Origin of the sequence: Kribbella sp. NBC_01505, from assembly GCF_045040285.1 — a bacterium.
GTDB lineage: Bacteria > Actinomycetota > Actinomycetes > Propionibacteriales > Kribbellaceae > Kribbella.
On sequence record NZ_CP109425.1, the window covers coordinates 3,625,184 to 3,648,940 of the forward strand.

Below are 23,757 nucleotides of genomic sequence, written 5' to 3' on the forward strand. Positions count from 1 at the left end.
GTTTACTGCTCGCCTTGTGGTGCGCTGATCAGAGCGCGGGCCGGCCGTTCGGCCAGCGTCGAGCGTTGTCCCGGACCCGGCGCAGCTTGCCGAGCACGACTTCGCGCTCGTCGGACAGCTGCGACATCCACAGGCTGTCGATCTCCAGGAGGTGATCCGGCAGTGCTTCGCGCAGCCGCCGCTTCCCCTCTTCGGTGAGCACCGCGTACGAACCGCGGGCGTCGTCAGGACATGGCTCGCGACGAACCAGGCCGAGGTTCTCGGCGCGGTCGACGAGCCGGGTGATGCCGCCGGTGGTGACGGTCAATTCCCTGGCCAGGGAGGTCAAACGCTGCTTCTCCCCGTGGCTGCGGGCGAGCCGCAGCAACAGTTCGAACATTGCCATTTGCAGACCACTGCGCTTGAGAGAGTGCCGCATCAACTGATCCAGCTCGGCTGCGGCTTCACGCAGCAGACCGTAGGCCGTGATGACGTCGCTTTCCCAGGGTTCCGCGGCGCGGGTGGGTTCTGCATCGGCGAGCGCTAGGGGCGAGCAAAGCGAAGGCGCGATGGTCATGCGCGGACTCTAGTAGCTGACTAGTTCACTTCGCTACACGGGGTGACCTTTTGGCTACAGATCGACCGGGAGTCGCAAACTTCCTGAGCGTAACCGAGCACCTGTCCAGACCGGTTCCCCGGGTGCCTGTGGATAACTTCCGCGGCGATCGGCCGATCTTTGCGAGCCTGTTCCGATGAGCGAGAGCGAGGGCAGTACACCGTTCGGAGCGGGCTTCGTCGCGGCCTGCATCGTCATCGTGGCCGTGATCATCTGTGGTGTCGTGCTGCTGGTTTCTGGATCGGACTCTCCTCGAGTTGCCACCGAGAATGTTCCAGCTACGGCGCTTCCGACTCGCTCTTCTCGTTCCACCTGTTCGCTGCCTCCCGGCGATCAGGCGGCTCCAGCCTTGGCGCCTGCGGTGGATGGATGGGAGGTGAGCCGACGGGTCGTCGTTCCCCGGTCGGCGGTTTTCGGTCCAGGGGTAGTCGACTCCGACGGCTTCCGGCGGTGCTTCGCGCAATCCCCGACGGGTGCGGTGTTCGCGGCGTACAACGTGCTTGCTGCGCTGGCTGATCAGACCAAGGTGTCCGCAACCGTCCGGAAGCTGATGCTGCCCGGTCCCGATACCGACGCTTTGCTGAGCGTGGTCGCTACGGAGAAGCCGTCGACCGGTACGGCGGCCACTCAGCTGGCCGGCTACCGCGTCCTTGCCGCGAATCGCGAGCAGGTGACGGTGATGCTCGCCGTACCGGTTGAAACGCAGTACACGAGTCTCACCGTGACGATGGTCTGGTACGACGGCGACTGGCGGCTCCAACCGCCGCCGCCGGGTGAGGCCGTCGGCGCTCCCTTCGTCCAGGTGCGCAGTCTCGGCGACTTCGTGAAGTGGGGCGGTCTCTGATGTGCGGGCGGGTCGATCTCGGCTGTCACGTCAAAGAGGGGATTCAGTCGATCGCCAAGAGTGGCCTGGAGGAGTTGCTCTTCCAGCTCAACCAGGCGGCGAGCGACGCCATGCACTCGATGGCGACGTTCTGGATCGAGGTGCCCGAGGCGACCATCGCGACCGGATCGGGGCAGACGTGGGAGGAGACTGGTCCGGTCGCCTATCTGCACAACGCTTCGCTGTCGGTGGTCTTGTCGGTCTTCACGCTGGCGATCATTGCCGCGGGCATCCGAACGGCGTGGGAGCAGCGGGCCAAACCGCTCCAGGAGTTGCTCAAGGCAATGCTGATCTTCGTTCTGGTGTGTGGTGCGGGGTCGGCGACGCTGCAGTTGCTGACGGACTGGTCCGACGACCTTGCCCTGGAGATCGTCGCGGGTGCCGCCGGCGGTGACGTCGAGGCGGGGCTGAACGCGATGGTCTCCGGAGTCGGTGCGAGCGAGGCCGGGGTCGCTACCGGGCAACTGCTTCTGCAGATGGGGTTGATGACGACGGCGATCATCGCGTCGGTGATTCAGATCGTGCTCTTGCTGATCCGGTCCGCGATGCTGGTGCTGCTGGCCGGGACCTTTCCGCTGGCCGCCGCCGCGACGAACACCGAGGTCGGGCGGATGTGGTTCCGGAAGTATTGCGGGTGGTCTTTGGCTTTTATCGCTTACAAGCCGGCTGCGGCGCTCATCTATGCGGCGGCGATGAAGCTGAACGAGAGCGCGATGCTGCCCAGTGACGATCAGCTTGTGACGGCGTTGACCGGGCTGATGATGTTGCTGCTCGCGGTGTTCGCGCTGCCGGCGCTGTTGCGGTTCGCTGTGCCGCTCAGTGCTGCGGTGGCTGGTGGAAGCGCTGGGATGGGTAGCTCGGTCGCTGATCCAGGGGGACTGGCCAGCGGAGCGATCAACGTGGGGCGCTCGCGGTTGAGTCGCGGGGGAGGCGGCGGTGCAGGGGCTGGCGGCGGTGGGGCTTCTGGTGCTCGCACGGTCGGATCTGCGGGCCTCGGTGCGGCTGGTGCTGCGCTCACGGCGGCGCGCAAGGCCGGGGGCGCGGTGAGCGGCGCAGCTTCGCACTCCGCCGGCGAAGAGGGCGGAGGCGGCAGCACGCCCACCTCCATCCGTCCCAGCGGCTCAGGAGGGGGCGGCGGCCCGTCCGGAGCGTCCGGTGGTGGGCGCAGCAGGTCTTCCGGTGGCGGTCGGTCGTCGGCCCCTCGTCCCAACCCGAGCAGCGGCTCTGACCCCTCTGAGTACGACGGTCCGGGCGGGGGTTGGTGAGAAACGATTTGCCGTGGGCGGGGCGGGCTTGAACTATGGCGGTCATGCAGCTCGAGCGGATCGCCCTCATCTCGGACGTCCACGGCAACCTCACCGCACTCGAAGCGGTCCTCGCGGACATCGAGGCCCGCGGGATCACCCGGATCTTCAACCTCGGCGACTACGTCGGCAAGGGTCCGCGCGGCCAGGCGGTGGTCGACCGCTGCCGCGAGGTCTGCGAGGTGAACATCCTCGGCAACTGGGACGACTTCCTCCCGGACCCCGACCGCGAATGGCCGGCCGGCGGCAGCATGCTCTGGTGGCAGCAAGAGCTCCGCGCCGACCAGCGCACTTGGCTGCGCAGCCTCCCGTTCTGCCACGACTTCCAGCTGAGCGGCCGGCAGATCCGCATCTTCCACGCGTCCGCGACCACCGTGCACCACCGCGTCTACTTCGACCACGACGCAACGGCGTACCGGGGCATGTTCGAGAACACGCCCGCCACCGGTGACGGCCCGCTGCCCACCGTGGTCGGCTACGGCGACACCCACGACGCCTACTACGAGAGCGACCTCGGCCGCACGCTGATCAACGTCGGCTCCGTCGGCAACAGCCTCAACGACCCGACCCCCGTCTACACAGTCCTCGAAGGCGGCGCCGACGCCACCGCACCCTTCGGCATCCAGTTCGTCCGCGTCCCGTACGATGCCCACGCCGAACTCGCCCACGCCCGCGAACTGGGCGCGCCCGAGCTCGACGGCTACGAGGCCGAGATCATCCACGGCATCTACCGAGGCACCTTGTACGCCGGCAAGACCTCGACGTACCACCGCGACTGACACCTGGCAAGGACTGTTCGCCCCCCGGTTCCGGCTCCGGTCGCCGGTTGCCGTTCGCGGCTTTCGGGGCGGATGCCGGGGGCGTGAACAGGAACCGGTGGGCGTGAACAAGGTATTACTTGTTCACGGCCCCCACCGGGTATGCGGGCCCCCAGGTTGTGGCGGGCCTGACCGACGTCACCATGCAGAACCGCGCGATCCAGCCAATCCCGACGGGCTGACCCCACCGCGTTGTGGGTTGGCCAACTGCATGCGGCTAGCTAACCCACAACCTCATGGGCTGGCCCACCAAACGTCGCCCACCTGTCCGGAACGCCGCCGGTACGGCGCTCGGCGCACGGTGGACGAAGTCGCACTGGCCACATTCCGGGGGCCCGCATACCCGGCCAACTGACACTGGCCGTTGTCGGCCGGCGTTATGACTTGATCTTCGGGGTGCGGTCTGCGGTATTCGAGTGGGGTTTCAGTGGTGGTTCAGGGTGCGCAGCCGTGCTCGAATGCGCTTCATGACGGACGATTCCAGCGCGACGCCCACGCCGACGATCGCCCGCCGCGGAATACTGCAGCTCGCTGCCGCGGCCGGCATCCTGCCTTTCCTGCCTGCCACCAAAGCTCTCGCTCAGACGACGCAAGCGGCCGCTGCGCCGTGCTCGTCGCGGCCGATCATCTCCGGGCCGGAGTTCCCGATCGGGGCGTTCTGGCCGCCGTCGATGCAGCCGCGGTTCAACACCCTGGAGAAGTTCCAGGAGATGAAGGACGCCGGATTCACCTGGACCTTCGTCGGCAAGGACGACGACGACAAGGAAATCCCGTACGTCCACTCCACGCTGGACCTCACCGACCAGGTCGGGTTGAAGGCGCTGGTCGTCAACTGGCACCAGAAGGCGCTGGAGCTGCGCAACGAGTACACCCGGCACCCGTCGTTCGTCGGATTCCGACTGGATGATGAGCCGGACATGTCGGAGATCGCAGATCTCGCCGCCGGTTCGGCCGCGCTGCGGGCGGCGGCTCCGAATCTGCTGCAGAACATCAATCTCTTCCCCGACGGCGGGGGATGGCGATCGTATGTCCACGAGTTCGCCAGCAAGGTCCGTCCGGAGATGCTGTCCTACGACCGCTATCCGTTGCTGGCCGACGGTTCCAACTTCCCCGGCTACTGCGCCGAGTGGCAGGAGTTCCGGGCGGCCGGCCTGGGCGCCGGCGTACCGACCTGGATCTACATCCTGTCGGTCCAGCATGCGCACTACCGGACGCCGTCGGCCGCGGATCTCGCGTGGCAGGTCAACGTCAGCCTGGCGTACGGCTGCAAGGGCATCCAGTACTACTGCTACTCGTCGCCAACAGCTGAACATGGGCCTTACGGCCCGGCGCTGATCGGTATCGACGGCAACCGTTCGCCGCTCTATGACGCCGCCAAGACGCTGCACAGCAGCTGGCTCGCTCCAGCCGGTGCCGAGCTGAAGCCGCTCGTGTCGGAGCGAGTAGTACACGCCAACGGTTCGGCCCCGCCCAGCGTGCAGGCATTCACCCCGGATTCGTTCCTGACCGGCACTTCCGGCAGTCCGGTCGTCCTCGGCAGCTTCCGCAGTAAGGACCGCAAGTCGCGGACCAGGTGGGTGCTGGTGACGAACTGGTCCTACACGGCGACCGCGCGCGCCATCCTGAACGTGAACACCGTGACGGTGAGCACGGTCTCGCGGTTCGACCCGGCGACCAGGACCTACCAGGCTCAGTCGAGCCCGGCGTCGATCTCGGTTTCACTTGCCCCCGGTGCGGCCGCGCTCTACCGGCTTGATGCACCTGGCACCTTCCTCGACCCGCGGGTGCAGCTCGTCCTGGCGTCGGACACCGAGGTACACCACGGGATCCAGCAGGCTGACGACACCTGGGTCGGTCCGGACGCGTTGAGCGGCCCGGCTCGCCTGGTGGCGGCGTCCGAGTTCAACGGCACGCTGAACGTGATGGAGATGACCGGTGATGTGGTCTATCACCGGGTGCGGGCCGTGGACGGCAGCTGGAGCACCCGGAACATCTTCGGTGAGCTCAAAGGTGTCTCCTCGATGTCGGCCGCGGTTGTGCTCGGCTGCCTGCAGGTGGCCTTCGCCGCGGGCGGCGCCGTCTACCACCTGATGCAGTTCCCGGACGGTCGCTGGGACGGCCCGAACCGGCTCGGCGATGCTGCGAACCTGGTGGCCGCCACCGAGTTCAAGGGCACCTTCAACCTGATCCAGGTCGAGGCTTCCGGGCAGATCTATCACCGGGTCCGGTACGGCAACGGCGACTGGAGCTCGCGGAACCTGTTCGTCAACCTGAGCGGCATCACCTCGGTTGCCGTCACCGTCGTCGGCGACGAGATGATGGTCGTGATCGCCGCAGGCGGCCAGCTGCACTACGCGATCCAGCACACCGACGGCAGCTGGCAGCTGCCGACGAAGACCGGCGACGCGGCTGACCAGGTCGCGGCCTCCTCGGTCGGTGGCGAGCTGCAGATCACCGCCATCTCCGCCGGCCAGGCCTACACCAAACGCCGGCACGCCGACGGCACGCTGGCCCCGAAGGTCGCCGTACCAGGAGCGCCGGCCAACCTCAGAGCGGTCGCCTCCGCCGGCCGCTCTGTGGAGCACTGCCCCTAGAGGAACAGGATCTCCGAACCGACGATCCGGTAGCCCGCGGCGAGGAACGCACGGAAGGACGCGGCGTTGCCGGGTGTGACTTGCGCCCAGATGTGCGCGTCAGCAGGGATCAGGGCGCGGGCAGCCTGCGCGAGGCGGCGGCCGTGCCCTTGTCCCCGGGCGGACTCGGGGACCTCGACCGAACACTCGGTCCGGCCGGCGACGCCGTTCCCGATCGTCATGACGCTTCCGGACGGATCGCCGTACACGCGGACGTGGTCGCGGAACTCCAGCGCCCGGACCACCCGCGGGTGGTCGTGGCCGGTGAACTCCTCAAGACCGGCCACAGCGGCAGCACGCTCGGCGGGGTCCCTGATGGCCGGCGCCAGGAGCATCGCGTCGAGGCAATGGGCGTGCCGGCCGGTCGCTTCGGCGAGTGCTGTCAGGAACGGCGGTGCGACCGGTTCGACCATGTCTTCGGGCGGTAGCCGCTCCGCGACCCAGGCGGCGTCGACGTCGGCGGCGACCACGACGTGCCCGGTGAACGCCATCACGCAGGACTCGCGGGCGGACGGCGGTGAGACCACCGTCACGCCCAGATCCGGGATTGGGAACGTTCCGCCTTCGACGCTGTGCAGAATGTCGGCGAGAGTTGTCATCACGAGCCATTGTGGTGGAGAACCCACCGAACGCACGGAGGCGACATATGCGGACACCGCAGCTGGTGCAGGCCGGCGGACTGCCCGACGAGGTCACGATCTACGAGGTCGGGCCGCGCGACGGACTGCAGAACGAGTCGGCGATCGTCGACGTCGAGGTCAAGGCGGAGTTCATCCGCCGGCTGGTCGACGCCGGGCTGCGGACCGTCGAGACCACCAGTTTCGTGCACCCGAAGTGGGTCCCGCAGCTCGCCGACGCGACCGAGCTGCTCGCCCGGCTCGACCTTCCGGACGACGTACGGGCACCCGTCCTGGTCCCGAACGAGCGCGGCCTCGACCGGGCCCTCGCGGCCGGAGTGCGGGAGATCGCGATCTTCGCCAGCGCCACCGAGACGTTCGCGGCGAAGAACCTGAACTCGACGGTCGACGAACAGTTCGCGATGTTCACCCCGACCGTACGGCGAGCGCTGGACGAAGGTTTGACCGTCCGCGGCTACGTGTCGATGTGTTACGGCGATCCCTGGGAGGGCGACGTACCGATCGACCAGGTCGTCAAGGTCGGCGCCCGCTTGGTCGACCTCGGCTGCCACGAGCTCTCCCTCGGCGACACGATCGGCGTCGCGACCCCGGGCCACGTCACCGCCCTGATCACCGCCTTCGTCGCCGCCGGCGTCAGCACCGACAAGCTCGCCGTGCACTTCCACGACACCTACGGCCAGGCCCTCGCCAACACCCTGACCGCCTTCCGCGAAGGCGTCACCACAGTCGACAGCTCAGCCGGCGGCCTCGGCGGTTGCCCGTACGCCGAATCCGCCACCGGCAACCTCGCCACCGAAGACCTGCTCTGGCAACTGGACGGCCTCGGCATCAAAACCGGCGTAAACCTCCCCAAGCTCGTAGAAACCAGCACCTGGATGGCCGAAAAACTCGGCAAGCCTTCCCCGAGCCGCGTCGTACAGGCGTTGGCCGGCTGATTCAGCGAGACTCTGGGGGCCGCTCGGCGTGCGGCCCCCAGAACGGCGCGACCATGGCGGCTAGGGCTCTATCGGGCGGCGGATTCGGCGGATGAGGCTCTTGTCGGCGTACTGACCGATTCGGTACGTCGACCAGCCGTCGACCGTGGCGCCGACGGCACCGCCCAGGAGCGGGACGCGACGGGTGACAGTGATGGCCATCCGTTTGCCGCTGACGCGCGCGATCAGCTCGGCGACCACCTCGGTGGAGACGTGGCGGTCGAGCTCGGGGTCGAAGACCGGCGCGGTGGCGATGGCCAGGGGTGAGGTCACCAGGTTGGATTTCTTCAACCGGTCGGTGACGCCGTCCTCGCCGAGCAGGCAGGTGATGACCGCCGTCCGGACCCGGGGGTCGTCGAGGTCGTAGCCGCGGATGTGGGCGATCGCGGCGACCATCCGGGCCTGGACGATGGCCAGGCCGGTCATGTTGGCGGGGAGGGCGACCGGGAGCGTGATGAGACCGCCGATGCTCGTGACGAAGCCTTGGACACCGGCCAGCCGGATGTGCTGGTCGACCACGGCGTCGATGGCGAGCTGTGGGTCGCCGCCGACCTTGGCGAGTTTGTTCTCCGCGACGCGCTCGGCGCTGGGGAAGCGCTGGTACCCGTCGATGGCGAACTCAAGGATCTGGCGCAGTACGCCCGCGGCGGCCTGAGGCGCGAACCGCTGGGCAGCGGGCGCGAGACTGCTCGCAACGAACCTGGCTACTCCGGCCACGGTGCTCCTTCCCGCCGAACCCCACGCTTCGGAGACCCAGGCGTACTTGCAACTCTACGTGGCCCCGGTGACCGCGCCACTCGGGAGAAACCCTCGGTGTCCCCTGGAATCCGTCGTGGTCCAGGATGTGGGGGTGCCTGTCGAACCTGCTGCGTCTGTGTGGGAGTTCCCGCCGGTATCCGTCGCCGGTGACAGCGACGTGGTGGCCGGTGGGGCGGATCTGGCGCCGGGGACGGTGTTGGCGGCGTACCGGCAGGGTCTGTTCCCGATGCCGGATCACCGGGCGTCGGTGCTGTGGTGGTCGCCGGTGGACCGCGGGGTGATCGAGGTGGCCGGCTACCGGCCGACGCGGACGGTACGGCGGGCCCGGGGGAAGTTCGAGATCCGGGTGAACACGGCGTTCGACCAGGTGCTCCGGGCGTGCGCGGATCCGCGCCGGACTGGTGCGTGGATCGATCAGGACATCATCGCGTCGTACACCGAACTGCACCGGCTCGGCTGGGTGCACTCGGTCGAGGCGTGGGACGGCGACGAGCTCGCGGGCGGCCTGTACGGCGTCGCGATCGGCGGACTGTTCGCCGGGGAGTCGATGTTCCATCACAAGACCGATGGCTCGAAGGCGGCGGTGGCCGGGCTGATCGAGCTGCTCGACGACGAGTACGCGGCCGAGCGGGTGTTCGACATCCAGTGGGTGACCGATCACCTGGCGACGATGGGGGCGATCTCGATCTCGCGTGCGGACTATGTCCGGCGGGTCCGGCGGGCGCTCGAGCTGCCCCTGCCGAAGGCCTTCAACTGATTAAGCCGAAGGCCTTCAGCTGATCCCGACGTACGCCGCCATCTGACGGCTGGTCTCGGCGAAGAAGTCGTCGGCCGGGTCCATCGATCCGACCAGCTGACCGAACAGCTCGAAGCTGATCATCCCGAACAGCTGGGTCCACGCGATCGCCAGTCGGAGCAGCATCGGCCGCGGTACGCCGGGGGCCAGGTCGGCGAGCACGTCGACCTGCTCGGCCAGTCGGCCGGTGGGTTCGGGTGCGTCCAGTTCGGCCAGCCAACCCTCTGCGTGGGCCTGGGTGAGGATGCGCATCAGGGTCAGCGGAACCCGGGCCGCGGGCTGTACGGTCGCCTGCGGGGCTTGGTAGCCGGTGATCGGGGAGCCGTAGATCAGCGCGTACTCGTGCCGGTTGGCGCGGGCCCAGGCGCGGACGGCGGCGTACACGGCGATCCAGGCTTCGCGGGGGTGTGGGTACTCCTTGCGGGCGGCGGTCTCGGCGGCCTCGCCGAGGGAGTTGTAGGCGTCGATGATGAGCGCGGTCAGCAGGTCGTCGCGGCTCGGGAAGTAGCGGTAGAGGGCCGACGACACCATTCCGAGCTCCCGGGAGATCGCCCGCAGCGAGAGGCTCTCGGCGCCACTGGTCTCCAACTGCCGTCGGGCCGCCGCCTTGATCTCGTCGGTCAGCTCGGCCCGGGCCCGCTCGCGGGCGGTACGTGGAGCGCTCATGGGGCCAGTCTGCCACAAAACCGAGAGCAGTGCTCTTGACACGGATCAGTGCTCACGTGTTCACTGATCACAACAGAGAGCACTGCTCTCGCAAATGACTTCGAGAAGGGCACGCCAATGCCGGACAACGCAACGCCGGAGTACAAGCAGACCTACGACAGCAAGCGCGTCATCACCTCCGGCGCGGGCAGCATGCGCTTCCTCAACCGGCTGGTGGTCCCGCTCACCAAGCTCGGCCTCGGGCTGCTGGGCAGCCGCGTCCTCTCCGTCCGCGGCCGCAAGTCCGGCGAATGGCGCAGTACGCCGGTCAGCCTGATCGTCCTGGACGGTCAGCGCTATCTGGTCGCCCCGCGCGGTCACACCCAATGGGTCCGCAACCTGCGCGCCACCCCCGAAGCCCGCCTCCAGTTGGGCCGCACCACCGAGACCTTCCGTGCCGAAGAGATTGCCGACGCGGAGAAGACCCTGGTCCTCCGCCGCTACATCAAGCTGTGGTCCATGGAGCTGAAGACCTTCTTCGACGGCGACGTAACCAAGAACTCCCCCGACGAGGTCCTCCACCACATCGCCCCCGGCGTCCCCGTCTTCGCTATCCACCCCGCCTGACTCGAACTGCAGCTTGCACGAACCTGCAGTGCAGCCGTACTGACACTGGACACCCCGGTCCCCAGACTGAGCTCCATGAGACGACTCTGCGCGCTCTTGTCCGCCGTCCTGGTCATGATCCCGCTCGTGCCCGGCACTGCTCAGGCCGACGACAGCGTCGCCTACGAGCGCGTCGCCTACGCCAAGCCGACGACGATGGTCGAGTCGCCTGACGACCCCGTGGGATCGGTGCGCGCCACCCTCGCCCTCGGCACCGTCGCCGCGGGCACCTCGCTCAACTTGAGCAGCGAGCTCGTTGTCGGCGACGGCCGCGCTGACGGCGCGCCCTCCCGCGTCGCCGTCGGGCACAAGATCACCTGCCAGGAAGTCGGCGGCACGACGCTGGCCGACGGCCAGATCTGGAGCGGCCAGAACCTGCTGGCGAACCAGCAGAACCAAAAACTCGTGGTGCGCATGTTGTTCACGCCCGCCACCACGGGCAACTACGAGTGCCTGCTGCGTGCGTACCTCAACAGCGGCCTGGTTCCCGGCCGCGAGACCGCGCGCCTGGTCAGCGGTTTCGTCGCGGTCATCGACAGCCCGGCCGGCCCGGTGGCGCAGTCGTTCGGTCCGAGTTCGAACACCCACATCGCACTCGACGTGCCCGGCCTGCAGCTGCACCCGGTGGACTACCAGCCGTTGCCGGGCGCAACGTCCTTCCTCGCCATCACCGACGTCTACGTGACGAGCTGCTACAGCGGCGGCGGCGATGCGTGCGGCGCCGGCTCGTACCCCGCCAGCGGTACCGCCCGAGTGCGCTTCCGCACCGTCGCCACCCCCAGCTCCACCGCCCCCGGCTGCACAGTCCAGGCAAGCCCGTTCACAACCACGGCAGTCACACACAGCGTGCACCACCGCCGCATCCTCGGCCAACTGACCGTCACCCAACCGGCCGCCGGCTGCGGTACCTGGCGCATCACCGCGTTCGCCGAGGACGCCGACGGCACCCTCCCCTTCGTCATCCACGGCATCCACCACGGCGTCACCTACGCCCGCCCCCCGTCTAGTGCACCTTCGTCTACGCCCGGGGAGGTAGCCGAGGAGCCGCCTGCGATACGACGACGCGGGCCTGACGACTGACGACGATGGTGGGTATTCCATTCGAGGTCGCCTGCGGCGGCCGACACCATCCGCGAGGGGGCTGTCCTGTGACAGCGCAGACCCGAGTCAACGATCAACCCGTTGCCTGGACAGCGATCGGCCGTGCTCACAGCCGGCACCGGACGTACCTGATCGCCACTTTGTACGGCGCTCGTCCTGGCCGCCATCGGTGACCAGGCGACCGGCTACGACGGGCCCGGTCCGTTCATCGATCTCGGCCTGGCCGTCCTGGTGGCCGTGGCATGGTGGCGGTTCGCCCCGTTGCTAGTAGTTGCCGGGAGCACCTTCTTTGTCGTCGGCGGACTCGCCACAACCGGGTTCACACCGCGGCTGCTCGACCCGGGCAGCTTCCTGGAGTTCGCCTCCGGCTGGCTGCAGATGCTCAGCTTCGTAGCCGCCGCCGTCTTCGCCGTGCTCGCGGTGCTCAACTCCCGCAGGGCCCAGTCATGATCCGGCTGAGTCGCGGCACACTCGTCACGCTGGCCGGTCTGCTCGTCGGCGCCGCCGGCCTGGTCATCCAATGGATCGCCGAGCCCGCCAAGTTCGCCGAGGCCCTACCGCCGCTCGGCGTCGCCTTCCCACCCGGCATCGCCTTCATCGCCGTGGCCGCCGTACTGACGCTCCTCACCTCCCGCTGGTGGTGGCACCCCGTCTTCGCCGTGGTGATCGCCTTCTGGATCGTCGGCGTCGGCACCCTCGCCGGCGAACTCACCCCCAACCTGACCTCCAACAACCCCGGCACCGTCACCGGCAACCTCGTCATGTCCGCCGGCCTCATCACCACCTTCATCACCGGCATCCGCACCACCACCGCCCGCCACCCCACCCAACACCCCGACCAAGCCCCCCACCCCACCTGACCGACCCGCCATTTCTGCAAGCAGCACTTGCAGAAATGGCGGCAGTTGAGTCGAGTCGATCAGTGGAGCCCGAGGAAGTCTTTGAGCCACTCGTCGATCTCGTGCTGGCAGTCGGCGTCGATGTGGCCGGCTGACCGGCTGACGCGATCCCGACTGATGGCCCGCGGTTGTTCCGTGAGTGCCCAACTGGCTTTGCGTAGCTGGAGTCTGGCGCCGGTCAACCGCACATGATGTGGCCAGCCACGGTCGGTCGTCGAGACCGGAAGGGCGATCGCGAGGTCTGGCACCGCGTCCAGGTAGTCGTTCGAGGCGACGATGACCGCGGGCCGCGCACCGAACTGTTCGCGGCCGCGGGTCGGGCTGAAGTCAACCCAGACCACGTCGCCGCGCCGCAGCTCACGCATCGGCCAGGCCGTCGTCGCCCGCCTGGTCCCAAGCCGCCGTGATCTCGTCGTAGTCGCGGTCGCGACCACTGCCGGCGTAGGCATGGCGCACAGCCGCGAATCGCTGACGCCGGGCGTGCTCCTCGATCAGGCGCCGCAGAAACTCCGCGGCGGTCAGTCCCTCGGCTCGAGCGGACTGCATGACGGCCTCCCGCAAGTCCTTCGGCACCTTGATCGTTGTCATCTCAGACATGTGAGCAGGATACCACCAGCACTCCTCTCTGAGGATACTGAACGTCATACCGATGGTATGTCTGACTGTCTCGTCGGAGGTGGCAAGGCCAGGCAGGTATCGGACATTCCGGGTCGATCGGGCGGGGGCGGTTTCGAAGCGTGGGTTGTCGTTCATGGCAGAACGGTTTCGCGGGGTGCGTGTGTGACACGAAGGGATTCCAGGGGCATTCCGGGGCATTGCGGGGCAGATCGGGGGGTGGTTGGGGCATGGCCCAAGGGGGATGGGGCGGTGGCAAGATGGCGGGATGATTACGCCTGAGCAGTTGGTTGCGGCGCCGAAGGTGCTTTTGCATGACCACTTGGATGGTGGGTTGCGGCCCGCGACTGTGGTGGAGCTGGCGAAGGAAGTGGGGCACAAGGTGCCTCGGGAGGATGCGGGGGAGCTCGGGGCCTGGTTCGTGGAGTCGGCGGACTCGGGCTCGTTGGAGCGGTATCTGGAGACGTTTGATCACACGGTGGCGGTGATGCAGACGGCTGAGGCGATCTCGCGGGTGGCCAGTGAGTGTGTGCAGGATCTGGCGGCGGACGGGGTGGTGTATGCGGAGGTGCGGTATGCGCCCGAGCAGCATCTGACCAAGGGGCTGTCGCTGGAGCAGGTGGTGGATGCCGTGCGGGAGGGGTTCGAGCACGGGATGGCGGTGGCGGAGCGGCCGATCGTGGCGCGGCAGTTGCTGACGGCGATGCGGCATCAGGCGCGGTCGATGGAGATCGCGGAGCTGTCCGTGCAGTACCGCGACGCGGGTGTGGTCGGGTTCGACATCGCCGGCGCCGAGGCGGGGTATCCGCCCACCCGGCACCTGGACGCGTTCGAGTATCTGCAGCGCGAGAACGCGCACTTCACGATCCACGCGGGCGAGGCGTTCGGCCTGCCGTCGATCTGGCAGGCGATCCAGTGGTGTGGCGCGGACCGGCTCGGGCACGGCGTGCGGATCATCGACGACATCAGCCATGACCCGGCCGGCGACAAGGTCGAGCTGGGCCGGCTCGCGGCGTACGTGCGGGATCGGCGGATTCCGCTGGAGATGTGCCCGAGTTCGAACCTGCAGACCGGCGCGGCCGCGTCGATCGCCGAGCACCCGATCGGGCTGCTCACGAAGCTGAAGTTCCGGGTCACGGTGAACACCGACAACCGCCTGATGAGCGGTACGTCGATGAGTCGTGAGCTGGCGTTGCTCGCGGAGGCGTTCGACTACGGGCTGGCGGACTTCCGCTGGTTCGCGATCAACGCGATGAAGTCGGCGTTCATCCCGTTCGACGAACGCCTCGCCATCATCGACTCCATCATCAAGCCCTGGTACGCCGAGGTGTTGTCGGTATCAGGGCTCTCAGCTCAGGCGTAGCAGGACTTTCCCGGCCGTCGTCGCCGCGGCATCGATCGCCGCGACGGCGTCGGCGAGGTCGTACTCGGCCGCGATCAGCGGGGTCACGTCGAGCCCACCGGCGAGCAACGCGACGGCCTCGGTGATCTCGTCGACGAACCGGTAGGAACCGGTCCAGGTGATCTCCCGACTGACCAGATCGCCAAGCACAGCAGGCGTTGGCGTGATCGGCAGGTTCCCCACCTGTACGACGGTTCCGCCGCGCGCCGTTGCTCGCAGAACCGCACCGAGTGCCGCCGGAACGCCAGAAGCCTCGACCACCAACGCGCTATCGCTCGGCAACTCGACGGCCGCATCGAACAGCTCGTCCGCACCCAATGCCGAGGCCATCGCCAACGCCTCAGCGGACACGTCCGCGCTCAGCACGCTCGCAGCACCACGAGCCTTGGCCGCCGCGACCACCAGCGACCCGATCGACCCGGCGCCGTTCACGAACACCTGCCGACCGCGCACATCCCCGAGCCGGCCAACCGCGTGCAGCGCTACCGCCAGCGGCTCGGCCAACGCAGCAATCCGCGTGGACAGCCCAGCAGGCAACGCCCGCAGCTGATCCAGCCGCACCACCCGGTACGTCGAGAATCCGCCGTCCTCATGCGGTTCGAACGCGGCCGACCCGAAGTACCGGACCTCCTGATGCAGATTGGTCCGCCCTGCGATCAGCGACGGCAGCGCCTCCGAAGACGGCGAGGCCGGATGCACAGTCACCGCATCGTCCACCGCATGCCCAGAAACGCCACGACCCAGTACGGCGATCCGCCCCGCCACCTCGTGGCCGAGAACCAGCGGGTGCCGGAGCACCGCCGTACCGGAGGCGCCATGGCGCGCATAGGAGATGTCACTCCCGCAGATGCCGCCCCACTCCATCGCGACGAGCACTTCGCCCGGCCCGGGAGCAGGGTCGGGCCGCTGCTCGACGCGAACATCCCCCGGGCCGTGGACGACCACAGCGTGCATCAGACCGAACCACCGCCGACCGGAATCGTCGCACCGGTCAGATAGCTGAACTCATCCCCCGCCAACCCGAGCACGGCCTGCGCAACCGCAGCTGCCGGCACAGTGCCCGCCAGGATCGTGTTCACCCGGACACCCTGCGCGCCGTACTCCGCCGCAGCAGTCCGGACCAGGTCCTGCGCGGCCGGCGAGTTGCTGATGATGTGCCCGCCGCCGCTAGCGATCAGGTGCGGGAGCTCGTACTGCATCGCGAGGAACTGCCCCCGCGCGTTCGTGGCCAGTCCGTCGTTCCACTCCGCCACGGAGCCGACGTGCACCCCGGCGTTGTTGAACGCGATGTCGAGCCGCCCATAGCGCCGTACGGCGGTGTCGACGAAGTTCTGCACGGACTCCGCCTCGCGGACGTCACTCTCCAGGTACGTCGCCTCGCCGCGCGCTGCTCGGATGCTCCGCTCGACCTCGCGACCCAGCTGCGTACGCCGGCCACCGATGACGACCCGGGCTCCGGCCGCGGCGAAGGCCCGGGCGGTGGCCGCACCGATCCCCGAAGTCCCGCCGGTGATCAGCACGACCTTCCCGGTGAACCTCCCGGGTGGACGCCCGGCGGCGGTGGACGTTCCACTGGCGGCGATACCGGCGGCGGTGGCAACGGCACCGCCGAGGACGGCCCGGCGACTCGCTCTGCTCATGCGCATTCTCCTCAAGGCAACAGTCAGTTGCTTCAAGCGTGCCGGAAGAATCGCTGCGGCGCGTCCGTCTAGCGCGCTGAAACTTCGCCGACCACGACCTCGAAGACGGTGTCGAAGGCCTCTTCGAGGGGCAGATCGACCTCGCCGAGGCCCCAGCGGTAGAGGATGCCGACGCAGCCGTCGAAGAGCACGTTGCCGATCGCGTCGGCGTCGACGTCGGTCCGGATCTCGCCGCGCGCCTGCCCGACGGCGACCGCGCGGCCGAAGGCGAGGCCGGTCGAGTGCGAGCCGGCCGTGGCCATCACCCCGGACTGCAGCATCGCCCGCATCATCGCCTGGTTCGTGTCCTGGTTCGCGTCGTACGAGCGGGCGGCGCCCCGGACCACCTCGCGGATGCCCTCGAGCACGGTCTGGTCAGGCGACGCCAGCTGCGCCTCGAGCCCGTCGCGGATGCCCTGCCGCCGCTTCAGGATGAGCTCGAGGAGGAAGTCCTCCTTGCGCGGGAAGTGGTTGAACGCCGTGGCCCGGGCGACGTCGGCACGCTCGGCGATCTCGTCGATGGTCGCGGCCCGGTAGCCCTTGGCCGTGAACGCGGCCAGTGCCGCCTCCAGCAGTCGCTGCCGCAGCGCCGCCTTGCTCCGCTCCCGGCGGCCCAGCGGGGTGACCTCAACTGTTGCCGAGTCAGAGTCCATCTAAAGACTATGACATCAACTTGGACTAGAGTCTGACTTAGGGTGGGCTACGGCGACCGATGGGGAGCACGGATGGCGAAGGTCTGGCTGGTGACCGGTGCGGACGGCGCGATGGGGCGCTCGATCGTGGCCGCCGCAGCCGCTTCCGGCGCGGTCGTGGTCGCCGCCGCCCGGCATCCCGAGTCCGTGTACGACCTGGTCGGCGCCTTCCCGCGGCAGGTCGAGGCGCTCGGGCTCGCCCCGGAGCGGGTCGACGACGCGGTCGCCGGCATCCTCGGCTACCACCACCGCCTCGACGTCCTGGTGAACACCACCAGCGACCGGGCGATCGAGGATGCGGTCCTCTCGCACTTCAGCGCCCAGCGGTCCGGCGCGATCGTCCGCCCGGACGCCGCGGCCGAGCCCTGGGAGACGGCCGACGCGATCGTCGCCGCCCACACCGAAGCTGGTTCTCGACCCAAGGGATTGCAGTCCCTTGGGTCGAGGGCCCCAAAGGAATCAAGCACTACACAGACCGCTGGTACGTGCGGAAGGCGCGGGTCGACAGCCACGCGACGATGAGCGTGAAGGCGACCAGATAGCCGCTGTGGCGCAGCACCGACGACCAGTCCGGGTCGGCGGCCAGCGCCTGCCGGGCGGCGATCGTGGCCCAGTCGACCGGGTTGAACCGGGCGGCGACGTTGACCCAGTGCGGTGCCACCGACGGGTCGATCATGATCGACGACATGAAGGTCAGCGGCAGCGAGACGAACTGCGAGATGCCGATCAGGGCCTCCTGCTGCCGGGTCAGCAGCGCGACCGCGTTGGACAGCGAACCGAACGCGACCCCGATCAGCATCGACGCGCCTGCCGTGACCGCGTAGCCGGCCGCGCCGCCGTCGTACCGGGCGCCCGCGGCGATCCCGATCGCGAACACCAGCACCGTCTGGATCAGCGTGTTGGTCGCGTTGCTGATCAGCTGCCCGGCCATCAGCCCGCCGCGGCTGACCGGTGACGCGAGCATCCGGTCCATCACGCCGCGTTCCATGTCCGCGATGAACGTCGTACCGCTCCAGCCGGCCGACATCAGTGCCGTCATCATCACGATCCCGGGTGTCAGGAACGCGATGTACGACGTGTCACTGAACCCGGGGAGGTTGACGACCCCCTTGAACAACTGCCCGAACAGCAGCAGCCAGATGGCCGGTTGGACCAGGGTGAAGATGATCAGCGCCGGTTGCCGGTACGACGCGCGCAGCCAGCGGCCGGTGACGAATCGGGTGTGTGCGACTGCAGTCGTCATCACGCCGCCTCCTCCGCTGCCTGGAACGAACGACCGGTGTAGTTCAGGTACACGTCGTCCAGGGATGGTCGGGAGACCGTCACCGCGGCGACCGGAATCGCCTTGTCCTCAAGGGCTCCCAGTACGGCGGGAACCGCGGTTGCGCCGTGGTCGACCCGCGCCCGGAGAACCTTGCCTTCGACAACGATCTTCCCAACCCCGGGGAGTTGGGCGAGCAGGATGCGCACCGAACCGTCGGTATCGGCGTCGATGAGTTCCACGTGGACCGAGTCGCCGCGCAGCTCGGACTTCAGCCCGTCGGGGGTGCCTTCGGCAACGATCTTGCCGTGGTCGACGATGGCGAGCCGATCGGCCAGCCGGTCGGCCTCTTCCAGGTAGTGCGTGGTCAGCAGCACGGTCAGGCCTTCGGCCCCGGCGAGCCGCCCGACCTCGGTCCACAGGTCCGCCCGCGCCTCCGGATCGAGACCGGTGGTCGGCTCGTCCAGGAACAACACCCGCGGCCGGTGCACCAACCCGAGCGCGACATCCAGTTTGCGCTGCATGCCGCCGGAGTACGTCTTGACCTGCCGGCCGCCGAACTCGGTCAGCCCGAACCGCTCGAGCAGTTCGGTTGCCCGCCGTACGGCGTCGGTCCGGGACAGGCCGTAGATCCGGCCGCCGAGCACGAGGTTCTCGACGCCGGTGGCCATCGGGTCCGAGCTGGACTTCTGCGGCACGTAGCCGATCGCGTGCCGGACCTTGTCCTGCTCGCGGATCACGTCGTACCCGGCGACGCGCGCGGTCCCGGAGTCGGCCCGGGAGAGGGTGGTGAGGATCTTCACGGTGGTGGACTTGCCGGCGCCGTTCGGGCCGAGCAGACCGAGTACGACGCCTTCACCGACGCTGAACGTCAGTCCGTCGAGCGCGCGGAGGCCCTTCGGATAGGTCTTGACCAGGTCGGTCGCTTGGATGGCATGCGTAGCCATAGTGGGGTGACTCCCTCGGTGTGATGGGGAGCCGGTCCAGGTCTGGCTATCCTGATGGTTGTGCCCTTGGATGCCAGGTCTTCGGACCGACTCTGAGGAAACTGCGGCCCTGACCCTTGGCGTTGCCGCGCCGCGGGTCGGGGCCGTTCTTACTGGTGCTTCAGCCAGGTGAACTCCTGGCCGAAGTACTTGACCGGATCCTTGAGCTGCTCGGCCGGAGTGATGCCCAGCTCGACGGAGTTCTTCCAGGCCTGGCGCCAGAACGCCGAGCCGCCCAGCTCATCGGTCCGGATCTCGTCGGCGAGTCGCCGGACATACGCCGACTCGGCCTCCAGCAGGGCCAGCCGGAACTCCGACTCGACCGCGAAGAGGCGCGGGAAGTCCATCGACGCCATGTACTCGTGGGCTGTGGTGATCTGCTCGATCTCCGCGTCGACCGCGGTCAGGCGCTGCTCGAGCAACTCGACGACGCGGTCGGGCGGCAGGCCGGGCAGATAGGTCAGCCCGGCCTCCAGCGGGTGGAACTCACGGGCCGTCGAGCCGAGCAGCTCGGTCAGCCAGTCGGCGAACTCGAGCTGACCGGCCTCGGTGATCCGGTAGATCGTCCGCTCCGGGCGGTTGCCCTCCCGGATCGTCTCCTGGGCCTCGATGAAGCCGTGCTTCTCCAGGGCGCCGACGACGGAGTACAGCGAGCCGTAGTTGAGCTTGATGCTCTGGTCCTTGCCGCGCGTCCGGAGCAGGTTGGAGATCTCGTACGGGTGCATCGGGCGCTCGGTCAAGGTGCCGAGCACGGCGAACGCGAGCGGGTTCGCCACCTTGCGTTTCGCCACGACAGACTCCTCGATCTCGATTACTTGAGATCGAGTATTAGTTCACGGGTATCCGATGTCAAGTATTGAGCCAGGCGACCGCACGGAACCCGAGCCGCCGGACCGGCCGGCGCGCGGTCAATAGCCGGTACGCCGGTTGTTCGACGTACTTGGTGAGCAGCCAGGCGAGCAGGATCGCCGCAGCGACCGCACCGGCGATCTGACCGAGCCGGCCGACTCCGAGGGTCATCAGGTGCCAGGCGACCAGGTAGCCGAGCTCCTGGTTGAGCAGGTAGATCCCGAACGAGATCTTCGCCAGAAACTCGATCGGCCGCCGGACTGGTTCGAACACCGTCCAGTCCGGCCCGCGCGCCGCCAGAGCGACGACTACCAGCAGGACGCCCATCCCTAGCGAGGACGGCAGGTCCTGGGTCTGCGCGTGGTGCGCGAAGACGGTGGCGACCAGCAGCGCGCCCAGGTGCGGCGTACCGATGCGGTGCTTTGTCCACAGCCATAGAGCGATTCCGATGGCGAACAGCTGCAGTCGGTGGATGCCGAAGCCGTTCCAGAGCTGGATCACCCACTGCGGGCTGTTGGTGATCCGGTCGTTCCACTGCAGGATCACCGGCGCCAGGATCATCACCCAGAGCAGCACTGTGACCCGCTGACCGGTCGCGGCGCCGCGCGGCCAGAGCAGAGCGGCCATAGTGAACGCCATCAGCTGTAGCGGCAGCGTCCAGTAGGACCCGTCGATCATCCGCACCGACGGGTCGAAGGAGCTGGCCAGGGTGAGGTTGCCCCACAGGTCATGCGGGGTGGGCAGCGTCCACTGGCTCGGGCCGAACAGCACCAGCGCGGTGTAGGTGATGACCACAGCGGCCAAGTACGGCGGGATCACCCGCGCGTAGCGGCGCCACAGCCACCGGAGCGTGGAGCCGTCCTTCCGGACGGTCACGCAGACGAAGTAAGCGCTGATCACCAGCAGCACGCTGGCGCCGACCTGGAAGGGATGCGGAGTCAGTGGTGCGCCCAGCTCGGGGTGCAGATACGGACCCATGTAGGTCGTGTGGGTGAACATCACGGCCAGCACGGCGAGGACGCGGACAACGTCCCAGCTCAACCGGCGCGCAGAGGTAACCCGGGGCGGGGTAGGCGTGGACACAGAAGCTCCAGCTTGGCTCGACTCGCCGAATCAGTATCGGCCGTGTCCCCCCAGTACCCGTTATCCCCCCGTGATACTTCAGAGATCTTAGTGGGGTCACCCCAGGTGGTAGCAAATCGTCTGTATCAGGTCACGCTGTGGTGCGGAACGTGCGCCGATAGTCCTGCGGCGGTACGCCGACCACGCGGCGGAAGTGATGCCGGAGCAGTGCCGCGGTCCCGAAGCCGGACTCGGCGGCGATCTGCTCGATCCCCATTCGCGTTTGCTCGAGCAGTGTCCGGGCGCGCAGTACGCGCTGAGTGGTGACCCACTTCAGCGGGGTGGTGCCGGTCTCGGCGACGAAGCGCCGGGCGAAGGTCCGCTCGGACATCTGAGCCTGGCGGGCCAAGGCCGGGACGGTGTGATCGACCGTCAGGTTGTCGACCATCCAGTCGAGCACCGGCTGCAGACTCTCCCCGGACGACTCGGGTACGGGCACCTCGACGTACTGGCGCTGGCCGCCGTCGCGCTGGGGCGGAACGACCATCCGCCGAGCGATCCGGGTGGCCACTGCGCTGCCGAGCTCACGCCGTACCAGGTGCAGGCAGGCGTCGATCCCGGCCGCGGTCCCGGCGCTGGTGATGATGTTGCCGTCGTCGACGAAGAGCACGTCCGCGTCCAGCTTGGCCAGCGGGAACTGCTCCTCGAACTTCTTCACGTAGCGCCAGTGCGTCGTGCAAGGCCGGCCGTCGAGCAGTCCGGCCGCGCCGAGCACGAAGGCGCCTGAGCAGACCGTCAGCAGGATCGCCCCGCGGGCCTCTGCCTTCCGCAGTGCGTCGAGGATGCGCTCGTCGTACGCGTGCCGCCAGGTCGTCGCCGGCAATGCGATCAGGTCGGCGTCCTCGGTCTCCTCCAGTCCGTACGGCGCGATGACCGACGAATGACTGCTGGTGGACATCGGCACGCCCGGCGTGGCCGAGCAGACCTTGAAATCGAACGGCGGCACCCCGTCGTCGGTGCGGTCGATCCCGAACACCTCGGAGACCACACCGAACTCGAACAGGGCCACGTCTTCCATCAGTACGACGGCGATCTTCCGCAGCATCCAGCCAGTATGGCAGGAATTTGATGCACACTGTCAATAGTGCCAATTGTGGCGGGATCTGATTGGTAGCATGATTACTGCCATGAACGGAATCGTGGTGATCGCAGTACTCGTACTGGCCCTGATCGCGGCCCTCGAGGTCAGCCACCGTCGGCACTCCGCCGACCTGGAAGGCTCGACCGGCGACCGTGACGTGGCCCGGACCAAGCTCGACCTGCTCGCCCTCGGCGCGTCGGCCAAGCCCTTCACCTCCAAGCCCACGACTACCCCGGCCAACGTGCACCGGATCCAGGTCGCCCGCCTGACGCACGGCCGGCACGCTGCCTGAACGGGCAAAAGCAGTGGTCGCTGCACGGGTCGACCTGCGACAGTCGGCCCGTGAGCGACTATCGGGAGATCAACCAGGCCAGCTGGGACGAACGCGTCCCCGCGCACGTGGCTTCGCCGAGCTATCACGTGGCCGAGTTCGAGAGCGACCCGTCGTACCTGAGTGATGTGGTGCGTTTCGACGTGCCGCTGCTGGGAGACATCTCGGGGCTGCGCGGCGTGCATCTGCAGTGCCACATCGGCACGGACACGGTGTCGCTCGCGCGGCTCGGAGCGCGGATGAGCGGGCTGGACTTCTCGCCGCCCGCTGTTGAGGCAGCTCAGGCACTCGCGGACAAGCTGGGGCTCGAGGCCGACTTCCATGTGGCAGACGTGTACGACGCCGTCGACGTGCTCGGGGCCTCGACGTACGACCTCGTCTACACGGGGATCGGCGCGCTGTGCTGGATCCCGGACATCGATCGCTGGGCACAGGTTGTGGCCGGCCTGTTGAAGCCGGGTGGGCGGCTCTTCATTCGCGAAGGGCACCCGATGCTGTGGGCGCTGGAGTCGGTCAATCGCGAGGTCGCGCTCAAGTACCCGTACTTCGAGATGGCCGAGCCGATGGTCTTCAACGAGGGTGGCACGTACGTCGAGACCGACGTCGAGTTCACCACGAACACCACGCACGACTGGAACCACGGGCTCGGCGAGACCATCACCGCCGTACAGAAGGCAGGACTGGTGTTCGATTCACTGGCCGAGCACGACAGCGCGCCGTGGTGTGGGCTGGACGGCCTGATGACCGTGGATGGTGCCGGTGAGTGGCGACTCACCGACAACCCCGAGCGTCTGGCAGCGACCTACACGTTGCAGGCGCACAAGCCTGTCTAGTGCGTACGGCGCTGCTGGATCTTCTGGAACGCCTGCTTGATCTTCTGCTGGTTCTGCGGCTTGCTCAGCTCACGCTGCGCCACCTGAACCACCTTGGCGACGACGGCGCCTTTCAGCAAGTTCTTCACTAAGCCTCCCATGGGGGCCTCCTTTGTCGACTTACCGTTGACACTATCGGCCTGCACAACCTGTCTC

At 68.0% G+C, this 23,757-nt stretch carries 29 protein-coding genes; 14 read left to right on the top strand and 15 right to left on the bottom strand.

The features are described 5' to 3' along the window. Positions 1–28: 28 nt before the first annotated feature. Entirely contained in the window at positions 29–556 is a 528-nt protein-coding gene (locus tag OG474_RS17115; protein WP_405063294.1) for a MarR family winged helix-turn-helix transcriptional regulator, read from the bottom strand. A gap of 415 nt (positions 557–971) precedes the next feature. Between OG474_RS17115 and OG474_RS17120 the strand changes: the two genes are divergently transcribed. From OG474_RS17120 to OG474_RS17135, 4 genes are all read left to right on the top strand, one after another. Next, a complete protein-coding gene (locus OG474_RS17120; RefSeq protein ID WP_405063295.1) occupies positions 972–1,439 on the top strand; it encodes a hypothetical protein in 468 nt (155 codons plus the stop codon). Continuing rightward, positions 1,424–2,743 carry a hypothetical protein gene (locus tag OG474_RS17125; RefSeq protein ID WP_405063296.1) on the top strand — a complete coding sequence of 440 codons (1,320 nt, stop codon included), beginning with the start codon at positions 1,424–1,426 and terminating at the stop codon, positions 2,741–2,743. Before OG474_RS17120 ends, OG474_RS17125 begins: the two co-directional genes overlap by 16 nt. A gap of 44 nt (positions 2,744–2,787) precedes the next feature. Next, a complete protein-coding gene (locus tag OG474_RS17130; protein ID WP_405063297.1) occupies positions 2,788–3,561 on the top strand; it encodes a metallophosphoesterase family protein in 774 nt (257 codons plus the stop codon). Between the two features lie 506 nt (positions 3,562–4,067). Then, positions 4,068–6,194, top strand: a complete 2,127-nt coding sequence (locus OG474_RS17135; RefSeq protein WP_405063298.1) for a hypothetical protein — start codon at positions 4,068–4,070, stop codon at positions 6,192–6,194. On the opposite strand, the gene OG474_RS17140 is transcribed toward OG474_RS17135, so the two are convergent. Then, positions 6,191–6,832, bottom strand: coding sequence for a GNAT family N-acetyltransferase (locus OG474_RS17140; protein ID WP_405063299.1), 642 nt, complete (start codon positions 6,830–6,832; stop codon positions 6,191–6,193). The two genes, OG474_RS17135 and OG474_RS17140, sit on opposite strands and share 4 nt — an antisense overlap. Before the next feature lie 47 nt (positions 6,833–6,879). On the opposite strand from OG474_RS17140, the gene OG474_RS17145 reads away from it, so the two are divergent. After that, positions 6,880–7,806, top strand: coding sequence for a hydroxymethylglutaryl-CoA lyase (locus OG474_RS17145; RefSeq protein ID WP_405063300.1), 927 nt, complete (start codon positions 6,880–6,882; stop codon positions 7,804–7,806). A gap of 60 nt (positions 7,807–7,866) precedes the next feature. Here OG474_RS17145 and OG474_RS17150 read toward each other — a convergent pair whose 3' ends face one another. After that, positions 7,867–8,562 carry an EcsC family protein gene (locus tag OG474_RS17150; protein ID WP_405063301.1) on the bottom strand — a complete coding sequence of 232 codons (696 nt, stop codon included), beginning with the start codon at positions 8,560–8,562 and terminating at the stop codon, positions 7,867–7,869. 133 nt (positions 8,563–8,695) lie between these two features. Here OG474_RS17150 and aat point away from each other — a divergent pair, with 133 nt between their 5' ends. Next, positions 8,696–9,361, top strand: coding sequence for a leucyl/phenylalanyl-tRNA--protein transferase (aat, locus tag OG474_RS17155; protein WP_405063302.1), 666 nt, complete (start codon positions 8,696–8,698; stop codon positions 9,359–9,361). A 15-nt stretch (positions 9,362–9,376) separates the two neighbouring features. On the opposite strand, the gene OG474_RS17160 is transcribed toward aat, so the two are convergent. Further along, positions 9,377–10,066 (bottom strand): TetR/AcrR family transcriptional regulator, encoded by a 690-nt coding sequence (locus tag OG474_RS17160; RefSeq protein ID WP_405063303.1) that lies wholly within the window; start codon positions 10,064–10,066, stop codon positions 9,377–9,379. Between the two features lie 117 nt (positions 10,067–10,183). Between OG474_RS17160 and OG474_RS17165 the strand changes: the two genes are divergently transcribed. The 4 genes from OG474_RS17165 to OG474_RS17180 all read left to right on the top strand — a co-directional run bounded on the left by OG474_RS17165 (position 10,184) and on the right by OG474_RS17180 (position 12,672). Further along, the gene (locus OG474_RS17165) at positions 10,184–10,672 is read left to right on the top strand and encodes a nitroreductase family deazaflavin-dependent oxidoreductase (RefSeq protein WP_405063304.1); all 489 of its coding nucleotides are present in this window, start codon (positions 10,184–10,186) and stop codon (positions 10,670–10,672) included. A gap of 75 nt (positions 10,673–10,747) precedes the next feature. Next, a complete protein-coding gene (locus OG474_RS17170; protein WP_405063305.1) occupies positions 10,748–11,791 on the top strand; it encodes a hypothetical protein in 1,044 nt (347 codons plus the stop codon). Between the two features lie 258 nt (positions 11,792–12,049). Next, the gene (locus OG474_RS17175) at positions 12,050–12,262 is read left to right on the top strand and encodes a hypothetical protein (protein ID WP_405063306.1); all 213 of its coding nucleotides are present in this window, start codon (positions 12,050–12,052) and stop codon (positions 12,260–12,262) included. After that, positions 12,259–12,672 (top strand): hypothetical protein, encoded by a 414-nt coding sequence (locus OG474_RS17180; protein WP_405063307.1) that lies wholly within the window; start codon positions 12,259–12,261, stop codon positions 12,670–12,672. Before OG474_RS17175 ends, OG474_RS17180 begins: the two co-directional genes overlap by 4 nt. A 59-nt stretch (positions 12,673–12,731) precedes the next feature. Here OG474_RS17180 and OG474_RS17185 read toward each other — a convergent pair whose 3' ends face one another. Both OG474_RS17185 and OG474_RS17190 read right to left on the bottom strand, forming a co-directional pair. Continuing rightward, complete coding sequence (locus OG474_RS17185) at positions 12,732–13,076, bottom strand: type II toxin-antitoxin system PemK/MazF family toxin (protein ID WP_405063308.1); 345 nt, start codon at positions 13,074–13,076, stop codon at positions 12,732–12,734. Continuing rightward, a complete protein-coding gene (locus OG474_RS17190; RefSeq protein ID WP_405063309.1) occupies positions 13,069–13,308 on the bottom strand; it encodes a ribbon-helix-helix protein, CopG family in 240 nt (79 codons plus the stop codon). Before OG474_RS17190 ends, OG474_RS17185 begins: the two co-directional genes overlap by 8 nt. A 286-nt stretch (positions 13,309–13,594) precedes the next feature. On the opposite strand from OG474_RS17190, the gene OG474_RS17195 reads away from it, so the two are divergent. After that, positions 13,595–14,689, top strand: coding sequence for an adenosine deaminase (locus OG474_RS17195; protein WP_405063310.1), 1,095 nt, complete (start codon positions 13,595–13,597; stop codon positions 14,687–14,689). Here the strand turns inward: OG474_RS17195 and OG474_RS17200 are convergent. The 3 genes from OG474_RS17200 to OG474_RS17210 all read right to left on the bottom strand — a co-directional run bounded on the left by OG474_RS17200 (position 14,675) and on the right by OG474_RS17210 (position 17,060). Continuing rightward, complete coding sequence (locus OG474_RS17200) at positions 14,675–15,682, bottom strand: alcohol dehydrogenase catalytic domain-containing protein (protein WP_405063311.1); 1,008 nt, start codon at positions 15,680–15,682, stop codon at positions 14,675–14,677. The two genes, OG474_RS17195 and OG474_RS17200, sit on opposite strands and share 15 nt — an antisense overlap. Next, positions 15,682–16,368, bottom strand: a complete 687-nt coding sequence (locus OG474_RS17205) for an SDR family NAD(P)-dependent oxidoreductase (protein WP_405063312.1) — start codon at positions 16,366–16,368, stop codon at positions 15,682–15,684. The genes OG474_RS17200 and OG474_RS17205 overlap by 1 nt, the downstream gene beginning before the upstream one ends. A gap of 68 nt (positions 16,369–16,436) precedes the next feature. After that, positions 16,437–17,060 carry a TetR/AcrR family transcriptional regulator gene (locus OG474_RS17210; RefSeq protein ID WP_405063313.1) on the bottom strand — a complete coding sequence of 208 codons (624 nt, stop codon included), beginning with the start codon at positions 17,058–17,060 and terminating at the stop codon, positions 16,437–16,439. A 72-nt stretch (positions 17,061–17,132) separates the two neighbouring features. Between OG474_RS17210 and OG474_RS17215 the strand changes: the two genes are divergently transcribed. Continuing rightward, entirely contained in the window at positions 17,133–17,621 is a 489-nt protein-coding gene (locus OG474_RS17215; protein WP_405063314.1) for an SDR family NAD(P)-dependent oxidoreductase, read from the top strand. On the opposite strand, the gene OG474_RS17220 is transcribed toward OG474_RS17215, so the two are convergent. From OG474_RS17220 to OG474_RS17240, 5 genes are all read right to left on the bottom strand, one after another. Next, entirely contained in the window at positions 17,566–18,342 is a 777-nt protein-coding gene (locus tag OG474_RS17220; RefSeq protein WP_405063315.1) for an ABC transporter permease, read from the bottom strand. The genes OG474_RS17215 and OG474_RS17220 overlap by 56 nt on opposite strands. Then, complete coding sequence (locus OG474_RS17225) at positions 18,342–19,307, bottom strand: ATP-binding cassette domain-containing protein (RefSeq protein ID WP_405063316.1); 966 nt, start codon at positions 19,305–19,307, stop codon at positions 18,342–18,344. The genes OG474_RS17220 and OG474_RS17225 overlap by 1 nt, the downstream gene beginning before the upstream one ends. A gap of 149 nt (positions 19,308–19,456) precedes the next feature. Next, a complete protein-coding gene (locus OG474_RS17230) occupies positions 19,457–20,137 on the bottom strand; it encodes a PadR family transcriptional regulator (protein WP_405063317.1) in 681 nt (226 codons plus the stop codon). Between the two features lie 58 nt (positions 20,138–20,195). Further along, the gene (locus OG474_RS17235) at positions 20,196–21,236 is read right to left on the bottom strand and encodes an acyltransferase family protein (RefSeq protein ID WP_405063318.1); all 1,041 of its coding nucleotides are present in this window, start codon (positions 21,234–21,236) and stop codon (positions 20,196–20,198) included. Between the two features lie 172 nt (positions 21,237–21,408). Continuing rightward, positions 21,409–22,362 (bottom strand): GlxA family transcriptional regulator, encoded by a 954-nt coding sequence (locus OG474_RS17240; protein ID WP_405063319.1) that lies wholly within the window; start codon positions 22,360–22,362, stop codon positions 21,409–21,411. Between the two features lie 82 nt (positions 22,363–22,444). Here OG474_RS17240 and OG474_RS17245 point away from each other — a divergent pair, with 82 nt between their 5' ends. Next, positions 22,445–22,690, top strand: coding sequence for a hypothetical protein (locus tag OG474_RS17245; protein WP_405063320.1), 246 nt, complete (start codon positions 22,445–22,447; stop codon positions 22,688–22,690). Between the two features lie 50 nt (positions 22,691–22,740). Beyond that, positions 22,741–23,562: a class I SAM-dependent methyltransferase gene (locus OG474_RS17250; protein WP_405063321.1), complete on the top strand. Its 822-nt coding sequence runs from the start codon at positions 22,741–22,743 to the stop codon at positions 23,560–23,562. On the opposite strand, the gene OG474_RS17255 is transcribed toward OG474_RS17250, so the two are convergent. Then, complete coding sequence (locus OG474_RS17255) at positions 23,559–23,702, bottom strand: hypothetical protein (RefSeq protein WP_405063322.1); 144 nt, start codon at positions 23,700–23,702, stop codon at positions 23,559–23,561. The two genes, OG474_RS17250 and OG474_RS17255, sit on opposite strands and share 4 nt — an antisense overlap. Positions 23,703–23,757: the final 55 nt, after the last annotated feature.